The organism is Solirhodobacter olei, assembly GCF_004010155.1.
Lineage (GTDB): Bacteria > Pseudomonadota > Alphaproteobacteria > Rhodobacterales > Rhodobacteraceae > Solirhodobacter > Solirhodobacter olei.
Genome location: NZ_RRYH01000013.1, coordinates 170801 through 195498, shown reverse-complemented (window position 1 = coordinate 195498; position 24698 = coordinate 170801). Strand labels below are relative to the sequence as shown.

Sequence of the window (24698 nt, the reverse complement as noted above, 5' to 3'; positions counted from 1 at the left end):
CTCTGTTCTGTGTCGATCAGCCCGATCCTAGGCAAATTTCCCTGACAGGCGAGGAGATCGAAGGGATATGCCTCAGCCATGGTCCTGACGGATCATGTCAGAAGCTTTCTCGCCGATCATGATCGCTGCCGCGTTGGTGTTCGAAGAGATCACCGTGGGCATGATCGAGTTGTCCACAATGCGCAGGCCGTCGATTCCGTTGAATCGCAGGCGAATGTCGACGACTGCCTCGGCATCCGGGCCCATACGGCATGTGCCCGCGCAGTGATGCGACGTCTTGGAGTGCTGGCAGATAAAGTCGAAGTAGTCCTGATCGGTCTTTACATCCGGTCCCGGCAGACGCTCGGCCTTTATGAAGCGCCTCAGCGGCGCCTGGGCCAGAATTTCCTGCGTGGTCTTGAGTCCCCTGATCGACATCTCTCGGTCACGCGCGTCCTCAAGGTAGTTCGGGTCGATGAGCGGTGCCTTGGCGGGATCAGACGATTGCAGCCGAACCGTCCCGCGCGAGCGGGGGCGCAGGTAACAGGAGTTGAGGGTCACGCCGCCCATCGGCATAGCGACCACGCCATGCTCGATCCCGGTGCCGAGGCCGAGATGGAACTGGATGTCGGGCGAGCGGGCGTCGGGATCGGCATACCAGAACCCGCCCGTCTCGAAGAGCGAGGAGGCGACCGGCCCCTTGCGCGTAAAGAGATACTGCAGCGCGGCGACAGCCGCCCATTGCGGTTTCGCGTAGCGGTCGTAGCTGAACGGGCCGTTCAGCTCGCAGATGCAGTAGAGGTCGAGATGGTCCTGCAGGTTCGCACCGACCCCCGGCTGATCGAAATGCACCTCGATGCCGAGGCTTTCGAGATGTGCCGCAGGCCCGACGCCAGACAACTGCAGCAGCCGCGGCGTGCCGATCGCCCCGGAAGACAGGATCACTTCGCTTCCAGCGTTCAGCCGCTCGCCGTCCATCAGCTCCACACCCACCGCACGGCCGTTGCAAACCAGAACACGGCGCACCGACGCGCCTGTCCGCACTGTGAGGTTCCGGCGGCCGCGGTTCGGCGCGAGATAGGCCATCGCCGCAGAGGACCGGCGCGCTTTGCGCTGGGTGAGCTGATAGTAGGCGACGCCGTCCTGTTTCTCGCCGTTGACGTCCATGTTGCGGGGAATGCCCAAAGCGGCGGCGGCCTCGAAATAGGCCTCGCACACCGGCAGCGGTGCGATCGGCTGGCTGACACCCAGCGGCCCGCCCTTGCCGTGATACCGGTTGTCGAACGTGTCGTTGTCCTCGGCCTTGCGGAAATAGGGCAGGACCTCCTCGTAGCCCCAGCCCGCGCAGCCCATCTGACGCCAGTCGTCGTAATCCTGTGCATTCCCGCGCGTGTAGATCTGCGCATTGATCGCCGATCCGCCGCCGATCACCTTGGCTTGGGTGTAGCGGAACACCTTGCCCTGCATGTGGCGCTGCGGCACCGTCTCCCACCCCCAGGAGCCGATGCCCTTCGTCATCTTCGCAAAGCCCGCCGGCAGGTGGTAGAACGGGTGCCGGTCGCGCGGGCCAGCCTCCAGTAGTAGGACGCTGACCGCGGGGTCCTCGCTCAGCCGAGCCGCCACCACCGAACCCGCCGAGCCGCCGCCGACAATGATGAAATCGTAGCTCGCGTCCATGCCTTCCCCTAACGCTGCGCCGTCCGCCCGTCCCGCAGAGCGGACGCCCGGTGATTTTTCCGCCCCGGTCTCATGCCGCGAACTCCGTCTGCCGGATGTGCTGGGCGGCGCGCATCGCGAGCGCGGCCACCGTCAGGGCTGGGTTCACGGCCGCCGAAGTCGGCAGGACCGATGCATCGACCACGAAGAGGTTCCCGTGGTCGTGGCTACGGCAGAAGCTGTCCACCACGCTCGCACCCGGATCCGTGCCCATCCGCGCCGTGCCGCATTGGTGCGAGGGCGTGCGTCGATCGAACGCCCGCGACAGCACGATGGGATAGCCGGCCTTGCGGAGCGCCCCCTTCAGCCGTGCGACAAGCGCCAGATGTGCCTCCCAGTTCGACCGCTTCCAGTCCAGCCGAATGCGTCCGCCCTCCACCGTCACTCGGCTCTCCGGGCTCGGTAGGTCCTCGGACATCGCGTAGAGGTCAACCGACCGCCTGGCGATCCAGCCGGCCAGCGGACGCGGCAGCGAAGAGGATGCCGCGAGGATCGGCCCGGAGATTTTCCCGAGAAGCTGGATGTTCCCGAGCGGCTCCCCGTTCGGCCCGCCAGTCAGGTAGAAATCGTTGACCATCAGGGTCTTCTCGTAGACTGATCGGTTGAGCCGGAGCGGGTGCAGCGCCAGCAGGGCCGAACAGTTGTGGTTCATGAAGTTGCGGCCGACCTGGCCGGAAGAGTTCGCGAGCCCCTTCGGCCACGCCGGATTGGCCGAGCCGAGCAGCAGCGCCGCCGACTGCACTGCCCCTGCCGAGAGCGCAACGAGCGGCGCTTCGACGCGCTCCCGCCGCCCTGCCACCTCGATTTCCACCCCGGTTATCTTTCCAACCGACCCGGCCGCCAGCTCTACCGCCCGGGCACCGGTCATCAGCGTCACGTTCGGATACTTTAGCGCCTCGGCAAGCCCCACAGTCTCAGCGTCCATCTTGCCGCCGCAGGTGTCCGGAAAGGCGTCCCACGGCGTCTGCCCTGAGGCGAGCCACCGCGAGACGTCGACGCCGAGCGGCAATGATGCCGGGTGGAGCCCGACCGCCAAGAGCCGCCGCCTGAGATCGGCGATGTCGGGCTCGTCGGGAACCGGCGGATAGGCGTAGGCCTGCGAGCGAGGCGGTTCGGTCGGGTCCTCGCCCGCTGCGCCGCGCACGCGGTAGAGTGTCTCGGCGGCGCTATAGAAGGGCTCGATCTCGCCGTAGGCGATCGGCCAACCGGGCGTGACACCGCCCATGTGGCGGACCGGCCGGAAATCCTCGGCGCGGAACCGGATCAGCACGGCACCGTAGAACTTGGAGTTGCCTCCTACGTAATAGTAGTTGCCGGGATTGAACGGCCGTCCCGCTCCGTCGATCCACTCCTCCTTCGGGCGGAAATGGCCCCTCTCGAAGATCGCGGACGGATCACGCGCCTCGGGCGTGGGCCGCAGGCGCTCTCCGCGCTCCACGATCAGGATGCGCCGGCCTGTCGGCGCCAGGGCAGCCGCGAGCGTCGCTCCCCCCATGCCGGAGCCGATGATGATGAGGTCCTGTGCGGTCATGGCGCGATACGTTCTTCCGTAGCGGGATCGAAGGCGACCGCCTTCTCCATGTTGATCGCGTATTCGAAGGACGCGCCGGGCAAAACGGCGGCGTCCGCACGCATCCGGCCGATGACGTCACAGCCCGCCAGTGTCATCGTGACGAAGGTGTCGGAGCCGGCAGGCTCCGTGACGCCGACGAGATTGGTCAGCATCTGGATGTTGGCGGACTTGCGGTCTGCCCCCTCGGGGTCGGTGATCGCCTCCGGGCGGATGCCGAGCAGGATTTCCCGCCCATCCCAGGCCGCGAGGTTCTGCTGGCTGAACCGAAGGTACTGGACGTTGCCGGCCGCGTCGCTCACCTGCGCATGGGGAACGCCGTCGCGCAGAACCACTCGGGTCGGAAGGATGTTCATCGCCGGGCTGCCCATGAAAGTCGCCACGAAGATGTTGGCCGGCGTGTCATAGATTTCCTTCGGGGTGCCGAGTTGCTGGACATACCCCTTGTTCATCACAGCGATCCGGGTCGAAAGCGTCATCGCCTCGATCTGGTCATGTGTCACATAGACGATCGTCGTGCGGAGGGACTGGTGTAATTTCTTGATCTCGGTACGCATGTCCACCCGGAGCTTCGCGTCGAGGTTCGACAGGGGTTCGTCGAACAGAAACACGTCGGGATTGCGTACCAGCGCCCGACCCATTGCGACACGCTGGCGCTGACCACCCGAAAGCTGGCCGGGCTTTCGGTCCAGAAGCTGGTCGATCTGCAACATGGCTGCCACCCGCTTCATCGCGGCCTCGCGTTCAGGCTTCGGCGTGCCATGCATCTCAAGACCGAAGGTGATGTTTTGCCCCACGGTCATATTGGGGTAGAGCGCGTAGCTCTGGAACACCATGGCGATGTTGCGCCGCGACGGATGCACCCCGTTCATCGCCCGCCCCTGGATCGCGATCTCACCCGAGGTGATGCCTTCGAGCCCTGCGATCATGTTCAGCAGCGTGGACTTACCGCAGCCGGACGGCCCGACGAGGACGAGGAACTCCCCCTCCTCGACGGCGATGTCGACGCGGTGCAAGACCTCGACGGAACCGTAGGACTTGGTGACGTTGGAGATATCCAGAAAGCCCATAGCAGTTATCCCTTGACCGATCCCGCCATCAGGCCGCGCACGAAATACCGGCCCGAGACGATGTAGACGATGAGCGTGGGCAGCGCCGCGATGATCGCGCCCGCGAAGTGAATGTTGTAGGGCTTCGATCCGGTCGAGCTCTGCACCAGGTTGTTGAGCGCGACGGTCATCGGCTGACTCCCCTGCCCTGCAAATGACGAGCCGAAGAGGAAGTCGTTCCAGATGTTGGTGAACTGCCAGATGACCGCGACAACGATGATCGGGCCTGACAGCGGCAGCAGGATCCGCCAGAAGATCCGGAAGAAGCCCGCCCCGTCGATCTGCGCGGCCCGGACAAGCTCCGTCGGGAACGCGGCGTAGTAGTTGCGGAAATAGAGGGTCGTGAAGCCGAGCCCATAGACGGTGTGAACGAGGATCAGGCCGGGAACCGTTCCAGCAATCCCTAGGATGCCCAGCACCCGCGCCATGGGGATGAGGACGATCTGGAACGGAATGAAGCAGGAGAAAAGCATCATCCCGAACAGGAAGGTGTCCCCACGGAAGCGCCACTTGGTCAGCACATAGCCGTTCAGCGCACCCATCATGGTGGAGATTGCCACCGCCGGAACCACCATCTCGATCGAGTTCAAGAAATACGGCCTCAGCCCCGTGGGCTCGACCCCAATCTGTGCGGTGGACCAGGCCTCGCTCCAGGGCTTCAGGGTCCAGACATGGGGCAGCGACATCATGTTGCCGTCCAGGATCTGCGACAGTGGCTTCACCGAGTTGATCAGCATGACGAAGAGAGGCAGCAGGTAGAACAGCGCCGCGATCAGCAGCACGACGTGGATCACGACGCGTGCGACGCGGCCCGAATGGACCACGTTCGATTGGATGGCCGAGGACATCACTTCGGCTCCTTCAGTTCGGAGTAGAGGTAGGGGACGAGGATTGCCGCGGTCATCATCAGCATGATCACGGCGGAAGCTGCGCCGACGCCCATCTCGTTGCGCGTGAAGGTATAGGAATACATGAAGGTCGAGGGCAGCTGCGTCGCCCAGCCCGGGCCGCCGCCCGTGAGCGCGACGATCAGGTCGTAGGACTTGATGGCGAGGAAGCCGAGGATAACAATAGCCGACAGGAACGCCGGCCGAAGCTGCGGGATCACAATCCGTCGATAGAGGCTCCAGTTCGAGGCACCATCCATTTGGGCCGCCTTGAGGATCTCGTTGTCGATCCCGCGCAACCCGGCGAGGAACATCGCCATCACGAAACCCGAGGTCTGCCAAACTGCCGCGAGCACGACGCAATAGATTGCGTAGTCGGAACTCTTGATCCAGTTGAAATGGAAACTCGTCCAGCCCCAGAGATGCATGGTGTGCTCAATCCCGAGGCCCGGATCGAGAAGCCACTTCCAGGCGGTGCCGGTCACGATGAACGACAGAGCCATCGGATAGAGATAGATCGGACGGAGCACGCCTTCGCTGCGGATCTTCTGATCCAGAAGAATTGCCAAACCGAGTCCGATCGCGATGCAGATCATGATGTAGAGCGACGCGAAGATCGCGAGGTTCTCAAGCGCGACGCTCCACATCGGAAGCTGGAAGAGGTTCGAGTAATTTCTCCAGCCCACCCAGCCGTATGTCGGCAGGATCTTGCTGTCGGTGAAGGACAGATAGACGGTGAACAGGATGAACCCGTAGACGAAGAACAGCATCGAGGCGATCGAGGGCGCCAGAACAAGCTTGGGGATCCATTCCTGCAACCGGGTACGCAGGTCTGTCGCGTTCGGACGGGCCACGGCTTTCTTCTCCCATTGTGGTGGATGAGGGGCCGGCCGAAAGGCCGGCCCCGTCAGATCACGAGGTGATCACGACTGCTGGGCAAGCTTGATGGCCTTGGCGAGTTCCTTGGCCGCCTGCTCCGGCGTGTACTGGCCGTTGAAGGCCGCACTGACAACGTCGTATTCGGCATTCTTCACCGCTGCCGGCGCCGCATGACCCTGCGCCATCGAGCCGAGCAGAGTTCCATGCTCGTCGGCCGACTTGAGCTGCGCCATAGCCATCTTGCCGCAGGCGTCGAACTGGGTATCGGCAACGTCGGTACGCGCCGGGACCGAACCCTTCACGGTGTTGAACGCGACTTGGAACGATTTCGACATCACCGCCTTGGCCATGGCATCCTGCGACGCCTGCTTGTCCTTGCCAACCTTGAACATCACGAACTGGTCGGAGTTGAAGGTGACGACGCCCTGGCTACCCGGGGTGCGGAAGCATTCGAAGTCGACCATGGGCTTCTTGTCGGCATGCAGGAATTCGCCCTTGGCCCAGTCGCCCATCATCTGGAATGCGGCCTTGCCGTTGATCACCATCGCCGTGGCGAGGTTCCAGTCACGACCGGAGAAGTTCGGATCGACGAAGCCGCGCAGCTGCTCCAGCCGCTTGAACGCCTCGACCATCTGCGGCCCGCTCAGCGTCGCCTGATCGAGATCGTAGAACGCCTTCTTGTAGAAGTCCGGCCCGCCAACCGAGAGCACCACGCCGTCGAAGGCCGTCGCCTCCTGCCAGGGCTGGCCGCCCATGGCGAGCGCGATCTTGCCCGACGCCTTCACCTTAGCCATCGCGGCAATGAACTCGTCCCAGGTCTTCGGCTGGGCGATACCGAGGCTGTCGAGCAGGTGCTTGTTTCCCCAGACCCAGTTCGTCGAATGGACATCGACCGGAACGGCGATCCAATGCCCGTCGTACTTCGAGAACTTCTGAATGGCCTTCGGAACGACCTTGTCCCAGTTGCCTGCCTCAGCGACATTGTTGAGATTGCCCAAAACGCCGAGCTTGGCCCAGTCAAGAATGTCGTAGCCGAGCATCTGCGCCGCGGTCGGCGGGTTGCCCGACGTGACGCGCGCGCGAAGCACCGTCATCGCGTTGCCGCCGCCGCCGCCCGCAATCGGCATGTCCTTCCAGCCGATACCCTCTTTCTGCAGATCCTGCTTCAGCACGTTTAGCGCCGCCGCCTCACTGCCTGACGTCCACCAGTGCAGGACCTCCACATTCGGCGCGGCATGAGCGAATGCCGTCGACATCGCCAAGGCCGCCGCAGCGGTCAGTGATCTTCCGATAAGGCCACGCATATTCATCCTCCCGTGAGTTTTGCGTAGTTGTTCAGCCCCTGACTGTCGTGGTCAGGAAGCTTTCACCCAAGGTGCCCGCGTGCGACCGATCCGCATCGCGAGCGTCTTCACTTCGAGAAACTCCTCCAGCCCATAGGGCCCGATCTCGCGGCCAAGGCCGCTCTGTTTGACGCCGCCGAAGGTCAGCTCCGGAAAGCCGTCCATCCAGGTGTTTGTCCAGACAGTCCCCGCCTCAACCTGACGGGCGAAATCGAGGCAGGTGTGCACGCTGTCACTCCAGACCCCGGCCGAGAGGCCGTAGGCGGCGTCGTTGGCCAGTGCGACCGCCCCGTCAAAGCTCCGGAACGTCAGAACCGACAGGACCGGCCCGAAAACCTCCTCGCGCGCAATCGCCATGTCCGGCGTGACGCCGGCGACGACGGTGGGCTGGTAGAACTCGCCGGGAAGGCCATCGACCTTCAGCGCCGCTCCGCCGAGGCAGACCTTTGCGCCCGCTGCGACCGCATCGCGGACATAGCCGTCGATTTTCTGTTGATGCGCCGTCGAGACGATGGCCCCCACCTGCGTCTCCGGGTTCAGCGGATCCCCGAAGGCCACCTTGCGCGAGAGTGCTACGACCTTTTCCACCACCGCTTCGGCCACGTCCTCATGGACGATGATGCGGCTACTGGAATTGCAGCATTCGCCGGCATTGAAGTAGACGCCGAAGGTGATCGCGTCGGCCGCGTCATCGATCGCGGCATCGGGGAAGATCACCTGCGGATTCTTGCCCCCAAGCTCCAGCGCCACCTTTTTCAAGGTGCCCGAGGCTGCAGAGGCAATGGAACGGCCGACCGCGGTGGAACCGGTGAAGGTGATCATGTCCACCTCCGGATGTTCCGCCATTAGCGCACCGACCGGCTGGCCGTAACCGAGCACGATATTGACCACCCCGGACGGCAACCCGGCCTCGATCAGCAGCTCACCCAGCATGACGGTAGTGGAAGGCGTGAGTTCCGACGGCTTCACGACACATGTGCAGCCTGCAGCAAGCGCGAACGGGAGCTTCTGGCTAAGGATCCAGAACGGGAAGTTCCACGGCGTGATCACGGAGACAACGCCGATCGGCTCTTTCAGCACCACACCCAGCATGTCGGGGCCGAGCGTGTTGTGGCTTTCGCCGTGCATTGTCCGGGCGAGCGAGGCGGCGTAGCGCCAGAGGTCCGCTGCGCCAGAGACCTCACCGAAGGCCTGCGTAATCGGCTTGCCGGTCTCCAGCGTCTCCACGCGGGCCATCTTCTCCGCGTCGCGCTCGATCAACTCGGCAACCTTGAGCAGGACCGTGGCACGGCTCTTGCCGCTCGCCTTGCTCCAGACGCCGCCGTCGAAGGCCTTGCGGGCGGCGGCAATGGCGGCTTCCGTTTCTGTCGTCCCGCCCTTTGCCGAGCGGCTGACGACAATCCCATGCGACGGGGAGACCCGCTCCGAGATGGCGCCATCCTCGCTGGCCCGCCAGGCGCCGTCGATGAGATGGCGGCACTCTACGATGTCATGATGGACGGCTGCGGATGCGGCGATGAGGGTGAACTCGGTCATGATCAGGTCCCCGGAAATTCTGGCTTGCGCTTCTCACGGAAGGCGGCGACGCCCTCCGCACGATCATCGGTTGCGGCAATCATTCCCGAGCCGAGCATCTCGACCGATGCCCCCCGGTCCTCGCCCACGGCCGCATGGATCATCGCCTTGGCGATCTCGATCGAACGGGACGAGCTCGTAATTACGCGCTCGGCCAATGCCTCTGCCGCCGCCCGCGCGTCCTCGGCAACCTCGGATACGAAACCGCAAGCCAGGGCGCGTTCCGCTGACAGACGACGGCCAAAAAGGGCCATCTCCTTCAGCACCGGCTCAGGCATCAGCCGGGCCAGCCTCTGAGTGCCTGACCATCCGGGTACGATCCCCACTCCGGCTTCCGGAAGTGCCAGCGTCGCTTTGGGTGCCATCACCCGGATATCGCAGGCCGCCGCCAGCTCCAGACCGCCGCCGAAGGCATGCCCCGAGATTGCCGCCACGGTCGGCTTCGAGAGCCGGGCGAGCCGATCGAAAATGCGGTGCCCGTCGCGCACCCAGTGCCTTGCAAATTCTGCAGGAGAGAGCCCGCCCCAGGCAGTAATGTCCGCCCCAGCGCAAAAGGCCCGCTCGCCCTCGGCAGTCACTATCACCAGCCGCACGTCGGACCGGCGGTCGAGCGTGTCGCAGAACTCTGCGAGTTGGCGCAGCATCTCGACGGTGAAGGCGTTCAGCTTGGACGGATTGTCGAGCCGCAATTCAGCGACCGGACCGCGCAGATGCATATGGATCTGGCTCATGGTTGCCACCCCATCGCACCACGCTTGAGGAGGCTCAGCGGCATGGTCTTCGCGTCCGGGGCAACCTGCACCCGGCCCTGCGAGGCCGCGACGATATCCCGCTCGGGATCGATCCCCGGCATGATTTCCGTCGCGACGAGGCCTGAGTCCGTCAGCCGCACCACGCAGCGTTCGGTGACGTAGAGGATCACCTGTCCCTGCTCGCGCGCCCGGCGGCCCGAGAAGGTCACATGCTCGACCTTCTCCACAAATTTAGTGAACTTTCCGGGCTTCTTCACCGTCAGGCCCGTATCGCTCAGTTCGACCTCCGCCCCTGCCTCGAACCAGCCCGAGAAGACGATCTCTCGCGCATGGGCGGTGATGTCGACGAAGCCCCCGCAGCCTGCGGTGAGGTAGGGCTTCTTGCCGAGCTTGGAGACGTTCACGTTGCCCTCGATGTCCACCTCCAGGAATGAGAGGAAGGACATGTCGAAACCGCCGCCCTGAAAGTAGATGAACTGCTGCGGCGAGGGCATGAAGGCATCTGCGTTCGATGAACAGCCGAAGGCGAATCCCGTCAAAGGCATGCCGCCAACGGCTCCCTGCTCAATCGCCCAGGTAACAGCCTGAGGGGCGCCCTCCTCGAGCAAGACGCGCGGCACGATGGCTGAGATGCCGAAGCCAAGGTTGGCGGTCATCCCCGCCTTCAGCTCCATCGCGGCACGGCGGGCGATGACCTTCTCCACCCCATGCTCGGCAAGATGGAAGCTCGACCAGGGCCGCATTATCTGGCCTGAAATGGCCGGGTCATAAAGCGTCTCGCAGGTCTGCTTCTGGTCGCGATCAACGACGACCAGGTCCACCAGGTGCGCCGGCACCCGCACGTCATGGGGCCGGAGCGATCCGGCGGCGGTAACACGCTGAACCTGAGCGATGACAAGGCCGCCTTGGTTGCGAACGGCAATGGCCTGTTCCAGACCACCGAGATAGGCGCCTTCGTGCTCGTAGGTCAGGTTGCCGCGCTCGTCCGCTGTCGTTGCGCGCAGAATGCAAACGTCGGGCTGGACATTTGGAAAGTGCAGCCAGGTTTCGCCGGCAAACTCGACGCGCGCGACAATGGGCCGGGCCGCACCCTTCGCGTTCATCGCGCAACCTTCGCGGATCGGGTCGACAAAGGTATCGAGCCCGACCCTTGTCAGCACACCTGGCCGCCGAGCGGCCGCATCGCGATGCATATCGAAGAGGATGCCAGACGGCACGTTATACGCCGCGACGCGATCCTCGACCACCATCTTCCAAATCTCGGGCATCGGCAGATTGGACGGACCCGAGGGGTAGGACCCTGCGAGGATGGTCGTCAGCAGGCCGTCCTTGGCGATGTGATCGATGCCTTTGACGCCATACATGTCACCCGCCGCAATCGGATGAAGCGCGGTCAGGCCACGCGGGTGCTCCTCCTCTTCGAAACGCTCTCCGATTGCCCGCAGAATGCGATCCGGGCAACCGAGCGCGGACGAGGACGATACCGTGAGCACGGCCCCGTCGGGGATGCGGCGCGCGGCTTCTTCCGGAGATACAACCTTGGTCATCATCATGCTCCGTAGTTCACCGCGACACGCTGCCCGCTCCGCGCGGCCTCGCGAACTGCAAGGGCCACCCTCAGGGAGTTGATGCCATCCAACCCGGTCGCCGACGGCTGACCACTCCCCCGGACGGCCTCCCGGAACATCCGGACGCCTTCGACGTAGAGATTGTGGTTGGAGAAGGGGACGTTCCGTCGCCCGTCGGCGGTGACAAGCTCGATCTCACCGACGGGCCGCTGGGTCATGACACCCTGCGCAAAAATCGACCCCAAAGTGCCATGCACCTCGACAGCGCTACCGGCGAACGGGTGGGTGAAGCTCTCGTGCGCGAAAACCATCGCACCGGACGGCATTGCCCAGATCGACATGACGGAATCCTCGACGCCCTCGCCCATGCCGGAGGTCCCATCAAGCGCAGTGACCTCTATCGGGTCTTCGCCCAGCAGGAAGCGCACCGTGTCAGCGTCATGAACGGTAATGTCGGGGACCACGCCACCGCCTGCCCCGGCATCGTTGATGCGCCATCCCTGGAGGTGCGGCGGCAGGTGCACGGCGTGGTGCACTCTCATCGACAACACTTGGCCGACTGCACCCGCGGCGATCAGGTCGCGAATTGCCCTGTGGCTACCCGCACAGCGCAGGTGGTGATTGGTAGCGAAGACGACACCCGCCTGCTGCGCCTTCTCCACCATATCCGCCGCCTCCGCCAGATTCATTGCGAGTGGCTTCTCACAAAGGACATGAGCGCCGGCAGCGATAGCCGCGAGTGCCTGAGGTGCGTGCTTCTCGTTGGTCGAGGAGATGTAGACGGCGTCGACGCCGCCGGCCGCGAGCGCTTCCTCCAGCGAACCGAAGGCCCGGCCGATGCCATGGTCGGCCGCGTAGTGAAGCGCGCGATCAGGGTTGCCGCTGGCGACCCACGAGACCTCGTCGCCATGCGCCCGAAACGCTGGGATCATGTGCTCGGACGCAATCGTGCTCGCCCCTGCAAGCCCCCAACGCATACTGATTCCCTCCCCCAATATGGAACGTTCCAGACGTTAATTGGAACGTTCCATATTTGTCAACAAAGGAGTTGGAAACTAGGTGCCCAGATGATCATCACTCAAAAGTCCGCCGCGCGCGGCACGTCGGGTGACGCTTCGAGATCCGGTTATAGTCATGAATGCTGGCTTCGCTCTCGGGAGCACCGATAGGTGACGAGCTTGCCATGCAAGTCGCTCGGAATGCCGAACAAGGTCACCCTCTCGCCGAGCCTCGGTCTCAGGCCTACGACAGTATCGGGCTCCAGAAAGCGGCCTTGGCCTTCTTGCGCAGCGGATGCGAGGCCCTGCCCGCTTCCGGGCGTTCGATCTGTCCGTGGAGAACGGCTGCATCAGGGGATTGCGCCCAGAAACCTGAAACGGAATCCCGCAAAACCGCAGCAGATTGATGAGGTAACGGCCGTCTACTCCTCACCGTCGGCGCCGCGGGATCGCTATCGCGAGTTAGAGCTGCAGCCTAGGGTTGGTCTGTTCGTAAGGCCTATGACTGACACAACGCCCGTTCCGCTGCAGGTATAATTTCCGAGACTGACGTCTCGGAAACGGACCTTCGTCAATATATCTATACAACTGGTAGCGCCACAAACAGCCCAATCACCGGCGCCAGCCTTTGCAACACTCGTTCAGCCACTGCCGTTGGCGCGCGCGGCCGGCGCGAAACAGCCTCCAGGGCCGTTCGAAGTTCCGCAATCAGCCCTTTCATAGTCCGTATCGTTTCATTTTGTCGGTCAGCGTGCGCCGAGGTAGCCCAAGCAGTTCAGCAGCGCGCTCTGTATTGCCTCGGCAGCGTTGCAGAGCCCCGCTGATCTCGCGGGCTTCGAACTCTGCAATGCGGTCGGCCAGGGTGGCGCCCGTAATCGGCCGGACATCTGCCGGTGTCACTGCGTCGATGCCGAGCGCGAAACGCTCTGCAGCAGCCTTCAGTTCGCGCACATTGCCCGGCCAGGCTCGCTTGCGTAGCGCTGCGCGAGCCCCGAATCCAACCTCTGGAATCGCCAACCCCTGCCGCGCTGCCGCCTGCGCCACGAAATGCGCGAAAAGAAGCGGGATATCCTCCTGCATCTCGGACAGTGGAAGGGTTCGGATCTCTGCTCCGGCGATGCGGTAGAACAAATCCGCGCGAAAGCTACCATCATATGTCAAGGCTGCGAGGTCGGTCTTGGCGATGGCCACGATGCGCAAGTCCAAGGGGCGCACGCGGTTCTCGCCGAGCCGCTCCAGTGCACGCTCTTGGATCGCCCGCAGAAGCTTCGCTTGTAGTGCCAGGGGCATCGCCTCGATCTCGTCGAGAACGAGTGTACCGCCCGAGGCCAGCTCAAGCTTACCCGGCTTTTCCCCCGTCGCGCCCGGAAAGGCGCCAATGGCATAGCCGAACATTTCGGCCTCGAACAGGGCCTCGGGCAGCGCGGCGCAGTTGATCGCCACGTAGCGCCCGGCGCTGCGCGGGCTCTTGGAATGCAGCGCGCGGGCGACGAGCTCTTTGCCGGTCCCCGTCGGCCCGGTCACGATGACATCCACATCGAGCGTCGCCAGCGCCGAGATCCGCTGACGCAGCGCTTGAATCCCGAGACATTCTCCAAGAATCTCCGACGCGCCGCCCGCCTGGCGCAACCGGTCAAGCTCCCTCCGGGTCTCGCGCGCTTTGAGTGTGCGGTCCACGACCAGAAGGAGGTGACCGGCGTCATAGGGTTTTTCCAGGAAGTCCTCCGCCCCTTCACGGATTGCCCGCACGGCCTGTGCCACGTCGCCATGTCCGGTCATCAGGATCACCGGGTGATCGCCGCCATGATCCCTGAGCGCCGCAATGAGGTCGAAGCCATCGATTTCCGGCATTCTGAGATCGGTTAGGATTACCCCTGGATCGGCGGCGTCGAGCACCAGCAGGGCCTCTGCAGCGCTGGCAAAGCAGACCGCGTCATGCCCAGCGGCGGACAGCAGATCGGCCGCCGCCTCGCGGTGGTCGGCATCGTCGTCGATGACGAAGACCCTCCCCTTCATTGTGCTGCCGTCTCCATTGCGCGTGCCACTGGCAGCACCATCGCGACGCATGTGCCCTCGCCCTCAGTCGAGACAATCTCGAGTCGGCCACCGAACTCCTCAAGGATCGCCTGGCTCACTGACAGCCCGAGACCGAGGCCGTCACCCGATACCTTCGTGGAGAAAAATGGCTCCGAGACGCGCGAGAGGTTCTCCGTCGGGATGCCCGCTCCATTGTCCGTCACGCTTAGCCGGGCCTCGTCCCCAACCCGAACGATTGCGAGCACAATGCTGGGCCCGGCCTGTCCCTCGACCGCGTCGAACGCGTTGAGCAGCAGATTGAGGCAGACCTGTTCCAGTCGCACCGGCCCCGCGAGCGCGACCACCGGCTCGGCATCGGCGTTGACTTCGGGGACGATGCCACCAGCCTTTGCACGGGGAGCGACCAGCTCCAGCGCGTTGCGCGCGACCGCGTTGAGATCGGTCAACGTCAACGTGTTCTGCTCCTTGCGACTGAAGCTCTTGAGGTGCTTCGTAGTCCGCTGCATCCGCCGCACGAGGCCCCGCACCTTGCCGATGCGAGTGCTGGTCTCGCCAGGGTCTGAGGAGAGTTCCGTCGCGGCAAGCGTGGCTTCCATCGCGGCCAGCGGCTGGCTCAGTTCATGCACGATGGCCGCCGACATGCGCCCAAGCGCGGCCATCTTCTCGGTATGGATCATGGTTTCTTGGGCGGCGCGCAGATCGGCCTCGGTACGGCGCCTCGCCTCAACCTCGTGGGCAAGCTCCTGCGTCCGTTCGCGCACCCGTGCTTCCAGTACCTCGCCCTGTCGCAGGCGTAGCTGGATCAGCTGCCGGCGCTGGTTTAGCACCATGGCGATGGCCGTCATCGCCATCGCGACAAGCGAAGCGCCGAAAGCCCAGAGAAGCGCTCCATTGCGCAGCGGCGCCATTGGTTCGGCAGAAATGACCCGCCAGCCGCTGGGGCCGAGCGGTATCATGCGCCCCCGAAGCGTTCCGCCCGCCGGGCCGGGAAGGGTCAGCGCGGCGGGGCCTTGCGCCAGCGCGATCGGTTTCAGCCGGGGGATATCCTCGCCGTCGTAGGTGCGGCGGGCCGCGATCGCGGCTAGCGTGTCGGGCGACAGCGGCTGCAGGGGATGGTATTTCCACCCCGCCACGCCCGACAGGAACACGACCCCAGTCCGATCCGCCACTGCCGTCGCACTCGCGGCGCGCCGCCAGGTCCGCTCCAGAGAGGCGAGGCTGATCTTGGCCACTACAACGCCAGGGGCCGATGCGTTACCCACGCGCGTCGACAGGAAGTAGCCAGGAACCCCCGTGGTCACACCGATGGCATAGAACTGTCCCCGACCGTCGGCCATCGCGTCCTTGAAGTAGGGGCGAAAGGCGTAGTTCTGGCCGACAAAACTGTCCTTCGTGTCCCAGTTCGACGCCGCTATCACCGTCCCTGTGCCATCGAGCAGATAGAGCTGGTTTGCCCCGGCCCGGGCGCTGATGATCTGCAGGTAGTGATTGGCTTCGGAAATAGCCTCTGGCGATGCGGCGGCGGAGAGGGCGCGGGCGATGCGAGCATCCTCGGTCACCACGTCGGGCAACGCCCGGAAGCGGGCTATTTCACTTTCGACGGAATAGCTCGCGAGGATGAGCGACTGGTCAAGTCGCGTGTCGGAAGCGCGCAACGCGTAGTGCCAGGCGGCAGCATAGGCGACACAGGCCACGACCATGGCTACGATAAGCGAGAACAGCAGGGCACGGCTTGTCATCATGGACCTTGCTCGTGGTATCACGGCCTCGGTCACGCCGGCCTCCCTCCCATTGACGCCCGGAGAAGCTAGCCGAAGCCTTTCGGAAAGTCATTCGCTTGCGGCGCCTACACTGCCGCACCCGACCAGAGCGGCCCAGAGGGGCTCAGCCACTTGCCTTCGCGCACGGTCGGATGTGGATCGGCGCCCCCGGCTTCTGGCCAAGCTTCAGGCAGGTTAAGCCAGTGCAGAGGGTCCAGGGGCTGATGGTCGCTCCGGAATCGCCGAGGATCAGCTCTGGGATCGGCTGCAGGTCGGGGACCCAGACCCACCAGTCGCCCTCGAGCTTTGCCCCAGGGCCCGGGTCCATCCCCGCACCCGATCCCTGGACCCGCGCCTCGGTCATCACCATTCCGGCCGGTGTGATCTTCCATGCTTCGAACCAGCCCGTATGCTCGACTGAATGCAGCCAAGACAGGGTGAAGGAGGCCATAACCAGCGTCAGGGCCTTGCCTCCGATCATCAGGCAGGCTGAAAGGCTCATGCCGCTGCCCCCGCCCGACTTCTCCGCCAGATGAGACCAGCGAAGATCGCAGCCAGCAGGAAGCCCGCCTCGTCCGTCATCGGATATGCCGCGATCAGCGTGAAGGCGGCCGCGGCCGAGAGGAGCCGCAGCAGCAGGTTCAGCCGCGTGCCCAGCCAGCCCGTCACCGCCGCACCCCAGAGCCCGATCGCCATTGCGGCCTTCACCACGACATAGGCCACCGCCGGGACATAGCCAATCTCGGCCGCAAGCGGCCCGCCGCCCTGCAGCATCAGCGCTGGTGTATAGACTGCCATGAACGGCACAACGAAGCCCGCCGCCGCCACCTTGATCGCCTCGAAGGCAATCTTTAGCCCGCTTTCCCTTGCAATTGGCGCGGCCGCGAAACAGGCCAGCGCAACCGGAGGTGTCAGGTCCGCGAGGATGCCGAAGTAGAAGACGAACATGTGGCTGACCAGCAGCGGGACCCCCAACGACAGCAGCGCCGGGCCTGCGATGGAGGAGGTGATGATGTAGTTCGGGATCGTCGGGATCCCCATCCCGAGCACAATGCAGGTGATCATCGTCAGGATCAGCGAAAGGAAGAGACTCGACTTGCCGACGCCCACGATGAACTCGCCGAATGTTGTCGCGGCGCCGGTAAGGGTCATCGTGCCGATGATGACGCCGACAAGCGCACAGGCAACGCCGACCGGCAGAGCGGTCTTCGCTCCCTCTGCTAGGCTGTCGCGACAGATGATTAGGGTCGCCCGCCCGCCCGTGGAGGCGAGGCTCCAGCCCACGAGCACGGCCATTGCGCCGACGATCACCCAGATTCCCCATTGCAGGAAGGCCGCTGAGGCAAGACCGAGCAGGATCCAGAACAGGTAGCGTATCGCCCCTTTCGGCAGGCCCATCACGATAGAGCCGCCGAGGATCAGGAGTACCGTCAGCGCAAGGCCGATGGTTCCCGCGTAGAGTGGCGTGTATCCTGTGAAGAGCAGATAGACGAGCACTGCCAACGGCAGGATCAAGTACCACCCCTCGCGCAGCGCCTTGCGCGGCGAGGGGAGGTCCTTGACAGCCATGCCGCGCAGCCCGTGGCGGCCGGCCTCCAAGTGCACCATCCAGAAGGCGGAGGCGAAATAGAGCATCGCCGGGATCAGCGCGGCCTTCACAACCTGATAGTATTCGACGCCAAGCGTCTCAGCCATGATGAAGGCCACCGCCCCCATGACCGGCGGCATGATCTGCCCACCCATCGAGGCCGTCGCCTCGACCCCGCCGGCAAATGCCGGGCGGTAGCCGAAGCTCTTCATCAGTGGGATGGTGAACTGGCCCGTCGTGACAACGTTCGCCACGCCCGAGCCGGAGATTGTGCCCATCAGGCCCGAGGAGATCACGGCCACCTTGGCCGCGCCACCTTGCTTGTGCCCGACCATCCCAAGCGAGACGTCGGTGAAGAGCCGGATCATTCCAGCCTTCTCCAGAAACGAGCCGAACAGGATGAAGAGGAAGATGTAAGAGGACGAGACATAGATCGGGATACCGTAGATCCCCTCCGTCCCGAAGGACATCTGGTCGATTACCTGAGCGAATCCATAGCCCCGTGTCTGCAGTGCCCCGGGGAAATACTGCCCGAAGAAATCGTAGACGAGGAACATGGCGGCGATGATAGGCAGGGCCGGGCCCATCACGGTCCAGGCCGCGGAAAAGACGACGATCAGGGCGACGACGCCCACCGCCGTGTCAAGCTGCGTAGGATCGCCCGAGCGCTGGATCAGCGGCCCATATTCCACCCATTGGTAGGCCGCCACCGCCGCTCCGGCCAGCGCTAAGCCCCAAGCCAGCGCGCGGCGCCATCTCGGCTTGCCGTGCAACGCTGCGAGCAGCGGGAACCCCAGCAGCCCCAGGAACCCCACGTGGACAGCCCGCACGATCAGGCTCGGCAAGGTTACAATATGGGCGGCGGTCGCGATCTGGAACAAGCTGAAGGCGACCGCGATCCAGTAGAGCCCCCGCCCCTCGACCCCCTTGGGAAAGCTTTCGGCCAGCGGGTCGTGCAGGCCGAGGTCCGCCTCGCCCGCCGGCGCGGCATGCTCTTCTTCGATATGCATCTGGAACCTCCCTCGCGGTCGGGCGGCGGTGACCCGTCGCCCAGACCAAGCGCCTTGCCCCCTCTTACTTCAGCAGGCCCTGTTCACGGTAGAACTTCTCGGCCCCCGGATGCAGGGGGATAGGCATGCCCCTCAGGGCATTGGCCAGCTTGATCCGCGCCGCCGCCTTGTGCGAGGCCTCAAGCGTCTTGAGGTTGGCGAAGAGAAGCTTCGTCATGTCGTACGCGGTCTGGTCCGACACGCCGACGCGGGTGACCAGGAAGTTCACTACGGCAACGGTCTGAACGGCTGCCATCTGCCCGTCATAGGTGCCCGCGGGGATCGGCGCGGACACGTAGGGCGCGCCGAGCTTCTTGGCTACCGTTTCCGGCACCGACACGATGGTGATCGGGATTGACGAGGCGAGGTCCTTGATCGAGGACACCCCCAGCCCGGCCGATTGCAGCGTGGCATCAAGCTGGCGGTTTTTCATCAACTCAACCGACTCGCCGAACGGCAGGTATTGCACCTGGCCGAGGTCCTTGTAGCTCATCCCGGCCGCGGCAAAGATTGCACGCGCGTTCAACTCGGTGCCGGATTTTGGCGCACCGACGGAGACACGCTTGCCCTTCAGGTCGGCCAGTGTGTGGATGCCGCTGTCCTTAGAGGCGACAATCTGGATGTAGTTGGGATAGATCGCGGCAATGCCCCGAAGCTTGTCGAGCTTGCCCTTGAAGCCCGCCTCCTTGTCGCCCTCCCAGGCCTTCTTGACAGAGTCACCGAGCGCGAAAGCCAGCTCCCCCCGCCCCTGTTGCAGCAGGTTTAGGTTCTCAACCGAGGCCTTTGTCGATTGCACCTGCACCTTCGTGCCCGGCATCGCGTCGCCGTAGATCTTCGACAGACCGACACCGAGCGGGTAATAGACGCCGGAGGTGCCGCCCGTCAGGATGTTGATGAACTTCTCCGCCCGCGCAGTGGCAGGCAACAGCAGCGCCGCGGCAGTCGCAAGCGCAACGAATTTTCGGGCAACGGGTCTCATGGTTCTCCTCCCTTGAGTTTCAGGTCGCCGCACCGTATCGACCGGCGCCAGCCGATCTGTAGAGACCTGGCCGCGTCACGTCATCGAAACGCGGGAAACTGGCGAGACTTTCACGGCGGCTTTCCGCCGCGCCCGGGGCAGACTCCTGCCACGGCTGCGATTCAAACTGGTTTTGGGCGTCAACTTCGTGTTGTCGCGTATCCATCATCAGCGCAAGATTGCCAGGAGAAGCAGCATGAACTCCTTTGAACGCTACCTGACCCTCTGGGTCGCGCTTTGCATCATCGCGGGCATTGGCCTTGGCCAGATGTTCCCAGGCATCTTTCACGGCATCGGCAGGCTGGAGGTTGCCAATGTCAACCTCGCCGTGGCCGTGCTGATCTGGTTGATGATCATCCCGATGCTGCTGAAGATCGACTTCAGGGCGCTTGGTCAGGTGGCACGGCACTGGCGCGGGATGGGGGTCACGCTTGTTGTGAACTGGGCGGTCAAGCCGTTCTCGATGGCGCTTCTCGGCTGGCTCTTTCTGTCCGTCCTGTTCCGACCGCTGCTGCCGGCCGGCCAGATCGACAGTTATATCGCGGGTCTGATCCTGCTTGCCGCCGCTCCCTGCACGGCGATGGTCTTCGTGTGGTCCAATCTCTCGAAGGGCGAGCCGCACTTCACGCTCAGCCAGGTTGCCCTGAACGACACGATCATGATTGTGGCCTTTGCGCCGATCGTCGCCTTCCTGTTGGGGCTATCGTCGATCACCGTGCCCTGGGACACGTTGTTGCTTTCGGTCACCCTCTACATCGTGGTGCCGGTCATCCTGTCGCAACTCATCCGGCGCAGCCGACTGGAACGGGGCGGCGAGGCGGCGCTGAAGGCCCTGCTTGCACGGCTTGGGCCGACATCGGTCGTGGCGCTTCTGGCCATGTTGGTGCTCCTCTTCGGCTTCCAGGGCGCGCAGATCATGGCGCAGCCGCTGATCATCGCATTGATCGCGGTTCCGATCCTGATCCAAGTCTACTTCAACGCGGGCCTTGCCTATCTCCTCAACCGGGCGAGCGGCGAGGCGCATTGCGTGGCGGCACCTTCGGCCCTCATCGGCGCGTCGAATTTCTTCGAGCTGGCCGTCGCGACCGCAATCAGCCTGTTCGGCTTCACTTCGGGGGCGGCGCTGGCCACCGTGGTCGGCGTGTTGATCGAGGTGCCTGTGATGCTTTCGGTCGTCGCCATCGTGAATGCGACCCGGCCGTGGTATGAGCGCGGCTCGGCGGTCCGGCGGGTCGCGCAAGACCATCACTGAACCGATCCGTCACGACCGAGCCCCGCCGCCGCGCTGGCCACGTGGCACGGTCGCCGACAAGAAACATTCCCCTTGATGAATGTGTATCACATGCCTACATGCGCATAACCGCATGAGAGCAGGAGCACACCATGCCGATCGAGATTCTATCCGCTTTGGCCGAACCGACGCGGCTTGGCGCAATTCGCATCCTTGCCGACGGCGGCGAGCATTGCGTCTGCGAACTGATGGCTCGCCTCGAAGCGACGCAAAGTCGGATGTCGCGGCACATGCAGACGCTCAAGCAGGCGGGCCTTGTGGTCGACCGTCGCGATGCCCAGTGGGTTCGCTACCGCCTTAACCCCGCGATGCCAGCCGCCTCCTGCGCCATCCTGACTGCTGTCCTTGACGCGGCCGCAGCCGAAGAAAGGAGCGCCGCATGAGCGCGGATATCACCTCGTCCCACCACCCTGCGCCGCGCCCGGACTGGGTCTGGCACCTGGGGCTGGTCGCCTTCGTGGCGGGATGGTTCGCCATCTACCGCCAGTTGCCCCACTGGTCGGAATGGCTCGTCGCGCAGCTTCCTGTCGAAAGGGCCAGCCACACTGGAGAGGCGCTCGCCTTCTTCTTCTACGACACACCCAAGGTCATGATGCTGCTGACGCTCATCGTCTTTGCCATGGGCGTGGTGCGCAGCTTCTTCAGCCCGGAACGGACGCGCGCGCTGCTGGCTGGCCGGCGAGAGGGCGTGGGCAACGTGATGGCGGCAGGGCTTGGTGTGCTGACGCCGTTCTGTTCCTGCTCGGCGGTGCCGCTGTTCATCGGGCTCGTCTCGGCCGGTGTGCCGCTGGGCGTCACCTTCTCCTTCCTGATCTCAGCGCCGATGGTGAACGAGGTGGCCCTCGTGCTGCTGTTCGGACTTGTCGGCTGGAAGGTCGCCGCGATCTATTTCGCCTTCGGCCTTGGTGTGGCCGTCGTCGCGGGCTGGGTGATCGGCAAGCTGCACCTGGAAGGCTGGCTGCAGGATTGGGTGCGCGACATTCATTCCGGCGCAACAACCCCCGGCGCGGTCGCGGCGGATCATCTGACGCTGGTCGGCCGCTACCGGCAGGGAATGGAGGCGGTGCACGAGATTTTCGGCCGGGTCTGGCTGTGGATCATCGCCGGCATCGCCATGGGAGCCGCCATCCACGGCTACGTGCCGCAAGAGCTGATGCTTCGCATCATGGGCTCGGGCACGGGCGGCAACTGGTGGTCGGTTCCGGCGGCGGTTCTGCTGGGCATTCCGATGTATACCAATGCCGCCGGGGTCATTCCGATTGTCGAGGCGCTGCTGGGCAAGGGCGCGCCGCTGGGCACGGTCCTTGCCTTCATGATGAGCGTCATTGCCCTGTCCGCGCCCGAGATGATCATCCTGCGCGAGGTACTGACGCTACGGCTGGTCGGCGTGTTCATCGCCGTCGTCGGCAGCGGCATTCTTGCCGTCGGCTTCCTCTTCAACTTCCTGATATGAAAGGACATCACAATGGACATCAAGGTTTTGGGTTCTGGCTGTGCCAAGTGCAAGGCGACCACGGACATCATCACCCGCGTCGCCGCAGAAACCGGCCGGGACATCACCCTGGAAAAGATCGAAGACATGCGCCAGATCGCCAGCTTCGGTGTGATGACCACACCCGCCGTCATCGTCGAAGGGAAGGTCGTCCATAAGGGCTCCGTCCCATCGCATGATGAGGTGCTCGCGTTTCTGGGCTGAGCCGGACAATGCGGTCGCCTGCCGCTTTCGGTGATGGCCCTAGCCGAGGCGGCGCCACTCCGGCGATTTCGGATCGTCATTGACCGCGCAGATCACTGGATCCTCGGCATTCACGTCCGTGCCGAAGGAGCAGCTGACATGATGGGAGAGCCTGCGCTTGCGGTTCGGACCGGCATGCGGCTGGAACAAATGGCGACAACGATCCACCCGTACCCGCCACTGACTGAGGCCTTTGGTTTGACAGCACGCATGGTCCTTCGTTGGCGCGTCAGAGGTTCTAATTGGAGGTTGGGTGGAATGGATTACAGGGTCTCGGCGCAGCGCTTGGATTGTCATGGCTCGGAAGCCTTCACAAAATCACACTCTTCGCCCGCTATCCCCGAGCCCAATCGCCAGATCCCGATGGCATGCCGCGAACCCAGCGATGGGCGGTCCGCCCGCAGGATGCACATCCCTAGCCGTGAATGGCCGTTATCGGGGCCCTTGCCATCGTTCAGAGACGGGCGAATGGAAGTGATGAACCCTAACTGGCCACCTCTTTGGCCGATACGCCCAGTCCAGCCCAGCGATGGCAGAGAGGCCACCAAAGAGGCTCCCGTGAGCGAGGATTTAATCCTCAATCCGACAATTGGCTTCGACCGTCGGCCCACAGTCGTCCTTGTTTTTCGTCTGGATGTCGAGGGGAGAGAGGCTGCCTAACCTCTATGCTTATTATCTACCCTCCGCTGGTGCTTGCCGCAACCCAGTGCTTTCATGTCATGAAGATGGTCTCGATTCTCACCGCAGGAAGAGCCAACCATGTCAGCCGCTGCCGGAACGTTTTCCCAATCTTTCTTCCATGGAACGAGGGCCGACTTGAGGCCCGGGGACCAGATCGTCGTCGGTCATCGGTCCAACTTCACCGACCTGAAGCCGCTTTCCTGGGTATATTTCGCCTGTACGTTGGATGCGGCGATTTGGGGAGCCGAACTTGCCGCCGGCAGCAATCGCGAGCGGATCTACGTCGTGGAGCCGACCGGTCCAATTGTGGACGATCCTAATCTGACCGATAAGAAGTTTCCCGGCAATCCGACGTTGTCCTTCCGCTCCCGCGCGCCATTGCGGGTCATAGCCGAGGTTGTCGACTGGCTTGGACATCCACCCGAGCAATTACAACAGATGAGGGATAATGTCTCCCGCCTTAAGGAAGACGGCGGCCATATCATCGACTAGCTTGACTGGCACACCCCGTCCCAGATCGAAAACACGAGCTCACCATTCTCGCCTTTTGTACCCACACCTGGGCGGCATCCCGAAGCGGATGCTAAGCTAACTCGTAGCATATCAGGCATTCGAGACGTTATGGAACGGGGCAAGCGAGCCACGGCCATCGGTGCATCTGTTGGTACCAGCCCATCGTGAACGCGGCGACCCAAGACTTGGCTTGGTCTCCGCCACGTTCAGCATAGCACTTGCAAGGCTTGAGGGCGTGATCCGGGGCTGGCGAATGAGCATGTCGACGGACACCCATCTCAAATGCAAATGCGACCATACGCAGGGTTTTGAACACGGTTCGTCCCCATCGCCCGGCTTTTGGAGCGTTCTGTGCTGCTGCAAGGATTGTCAGGCCTTTGCCCATCCTATGAACCGGAGCGACCTGCGCGACGCTGGCGGCATGGATATCGTCCAGATGCCCCGGCGCGACGAAACCGCTCGCGCAGTGTTGGCCACGACGATGGTCTCTCCGCGATGATCTGAATCCCGAGCAATTGCGGACAGCGCGTCCACCCTGACGATTAGGGGCTCTCAAGATTGGTCTGAAGGTCCCTATCACAGACCGCCCGGAGGTCCAATGAATGTGGCCGGACGGCTCGAGGATTGGAAGCCGGCCGTCCGGCTCTGCA

At 63.8% G+C, this 24698-nt stretch carries 21 protein-coding genes; 6 read left to right on the top strand and 15 right to left on the bottom strand.

Annotation, left to right across the window (positions count from 1 at the left end; translation table 11 throughout):
* Positions 1–72 precede the first annotated feature (72 nt).
* The 15 genes from EIP85_RS11715 to EIP85_RS11645 form a co-directional block, all read right to left on the bottom strand.
* A complete protein-coding gene (locus tag EIP85_RS11715; protein ID WP_127902364.1) occupies positions 73–1656 on the bottom strand; it encodes a GMC family oxidoreductase in 1584 nt (527 codons plus the stop codon).
* Positions 1657–1726: 70 nt separating this feature from the next.
* Positions 1727–3226 (bottom strand): GMC oxidoreductase, encoded by a 1500-nt coding sequence (locus tag EIP85_RS11710; RefSeq protein ID WP_127902363.1) that lies wholly within the window; start codon positions 3224–3226, stop codon positions 1727–1729.
* Positions 3223–4335, bottom strand: a complete 1113-nt coding sequence (locus tag EIP85_RS11705; RefSeq protein WP_127902362.1) for an ABC transporter ATP-binding protein — start codon at positions 4333–4335, stop codon at positions 3223–3225. The genes EIP85_RS11710 and EIP85_RS11705 overlap by 4 nt, the downstream gene beginning before the upstream one ends.
* A 5-nt stretch (positions 4336–4340) precedes the next feature.
* Entirely contained in the window at positions 4341–5222 is an 882-nt protein-coding gene (locus EIP85_RS11700; RefSeq protein ID WP_127902361.1) for a carbohydrate ABC transporter permease, read from the bottom strand.
* Entirely contained in the window at positions 5222–6079 is an 858-nt protein-coding gene (locus EIP85_RS11695; RefSeq protein WP_422067215.1) for a carbohydrate ABC transporter permease, read from the bottom strand. Before EIP85_RS11695 ends, EIP85_RS11700 begins: the two co-directional genes overlap by 1 nt.
* Before the next feature lie 105 nt (positions 6080–6184).
* On the bottom strand, positions 6185–7444 hold the full coding sequence (locus EIP85_RS11690) for an ABC transporter substrate-binding protein (protein WP_127902359.1): 1260 nt from the start codon (positions 7442–7444) through the stop codon (positions 6185–6187).
* Between the two features lie 51 nt (positions 7445–7495).
* Positions 7496–9019 (bottom strand): aldehyde dehydrogenase family protein, encoded by a 1524-nt coding sequence (locus EIP85_RS11685; RefSeq protein WP_127902358.1) that lies wholly within the window; start codon positions 9017–9019, stop codon positions 7496–7498.
* Positions 9020–9021: 2 nt separating this feature from the next.
* Entirely contained in the window at positions 9022–9789 is a 768-nt protein-coding gene (locus EIP85_RS11680; RefSeq protein WP_127902357.1) for an enoyl-CoA hydratase/isomerase family protein, read from the bottom strand.
* Positions 9786–11357, bottom strand: a complete 1572-nt coding sequence (locus EIP85_RS11675) for an acyl CoA:acetate/3-ketoacid CoA transferase (protein ID WP_206615513.1) — start codon at positions 11355–11357, stop codon at positions 9786–9788. The genes EIP85_RS11680 and EIP85_RS11675 overlap by 4 nt, the downstream gene beginning before the upstream one ends.
* Before the next feature lie 2 nt (positions 11358–11359).
* Entirely contained in the window at positions 11360–12355 is a 996-nt protein-coding gene (locus EIP85_RS11670) for a Gfo/Idh/MocA family protein (RefSeq protein WP_127902355.1), read from the bottom strand.
* Positions 12356–13093: 738 nt separating this feature from the next.
* Positions 13094–14392, bottom strand: coding sequence for a sigma-54-dependent transcriptional regulator (locus EIP85_RS11665; RefSeq protein WP_127902354.1), 1299 nt, complete (start codon positions 14390–14392; stop codon positions 13094–13096).
* Positions 14389–16152 carry a sensor histidine kinase gene (locus EIP85_RS11660; RefSeq protein WP_241559979.1) on the bottom strand — a complete coding sequence of 588 codons (1764 nt, stop codon included), beginning with the start codon at positions 16150–16152 and terminating at the stop codon, positions 14389–14391. The genes EIP85_RS11665 and EIP85_RS11660 overlap by 4 nt, the downstream gene beginning before the upstream one ends.
* Positions 16153–16297: 145 nt before the next feature.
* Positions 16298–16675, bottom strand: a complete 378-nt coding sequence (locus tag EIP85_RS11655) for a DUF1850 domain-containing protein (protein ID WP_127902353.1) — start codon at positions 16673–16675, stop codon at positions 16298–16300.
* Entirely contained in the window at positions 16672–18771 is a 2100-nt protein-coding gene (locus EIP85_RS11650) for a TRAP transporter permease (RefSeq protein WP_127902352.1), read from the bottom strand. The genes EIP85_RS11655 and EIP85_RS11650 overlap by 4 nt, the downstream gene beginning before the upstream one ends.
* Positions 18772–18835: 64 nt before the next feature.
* Positions 18836–19789 (bottom strand): TAXI family TRAP transporter solute-binding subunit, encoded by a 954-nt coding sequence (locus EIP85_RS11645; RefSeq protein WP_127902351.1) that lies wholly within the window; start codon positions 19787–19789, stop codon positions 18836–18838.
* 235 nt (positions 19790–20024) lie between these two features.
* Here EIP85_RS11645 and arsB point away from each other — a divergent pair, with 235 nt between their 5' ends.
* The 6 genes from arsB to arr all read left to right on the top strand — a co-directional run bounded on the left by arsB (position 20025) and on the right by arr (position 24027).
* On the top strand, positions 20025–21080 hold the full coding sequence (gene arsB / locus EIP85_RS11640; RefSeq protein ID WP_127902350.1) for an ACR3 family arsenite efflux transporter: 1056 nt from the start codon (positions 20025–20027) through the stop codon (positions 21078–21080).
* 131 nt (positions 21081–21211) lie between these two features.
* Positions 21212–21502, top strand: coding sequence for an ArsR/SmtB family transcription factor (locus EIP85_RS11635; protein ID WP_127902349.1), 291 nt, complete (start codon positions 21212–21214; stop codon positions 21500–21502).
* Complete coding sequence (locus tag EIP85_RS11630; RefSeq protein ID WP_127902348.1) at positions 21499–22572, top strand: permease; 1074 nt, start codon at positions 21499–21501, stop codon at positions 22570–22572. Before EIP85_RS11635 ends, EIP85_RS11630 begins: the two co-directional genes overlap by 4 nt.
* A gap of 12 nt (positions 22573–22584) precedes the next feature.
* The gene (locus EIP85_RS11625; RefSeq protein ID WP_127902347.1) at positions 22585–22815 is read left to right on the top strand and encodes a thioredoxin family protein; all 231 of its coding nucleotides are present in this window, start codon (positions 22585–22587) and stop codon (positions 22813–22815) included.
* Positions 22816–22848: 33 nt separating this feature from the next.
* Positions 22849–23514, top strand: coding sequence for a hypothetical protein (locus EIP85_RS23465; protein ID WP_127902346.1), 666 nt, complete (start codon positions 22849–22851; stop codon positions 23512–23514).
* A 99-nt stretch (positions 23515–23613) separates the two neighbouring features.
* Entirely contained in the window at positions 23614–24027 is a 414-nt protein-coding gene (arr, locus tag EIP85_RS11615) for an NAD(+)--rifampin ADP-ribosyltransferase (protein ID WP_127902345.1), read from the top strand.
* Positions 24028–24698 lie beyond the last annotated feature (671 nt).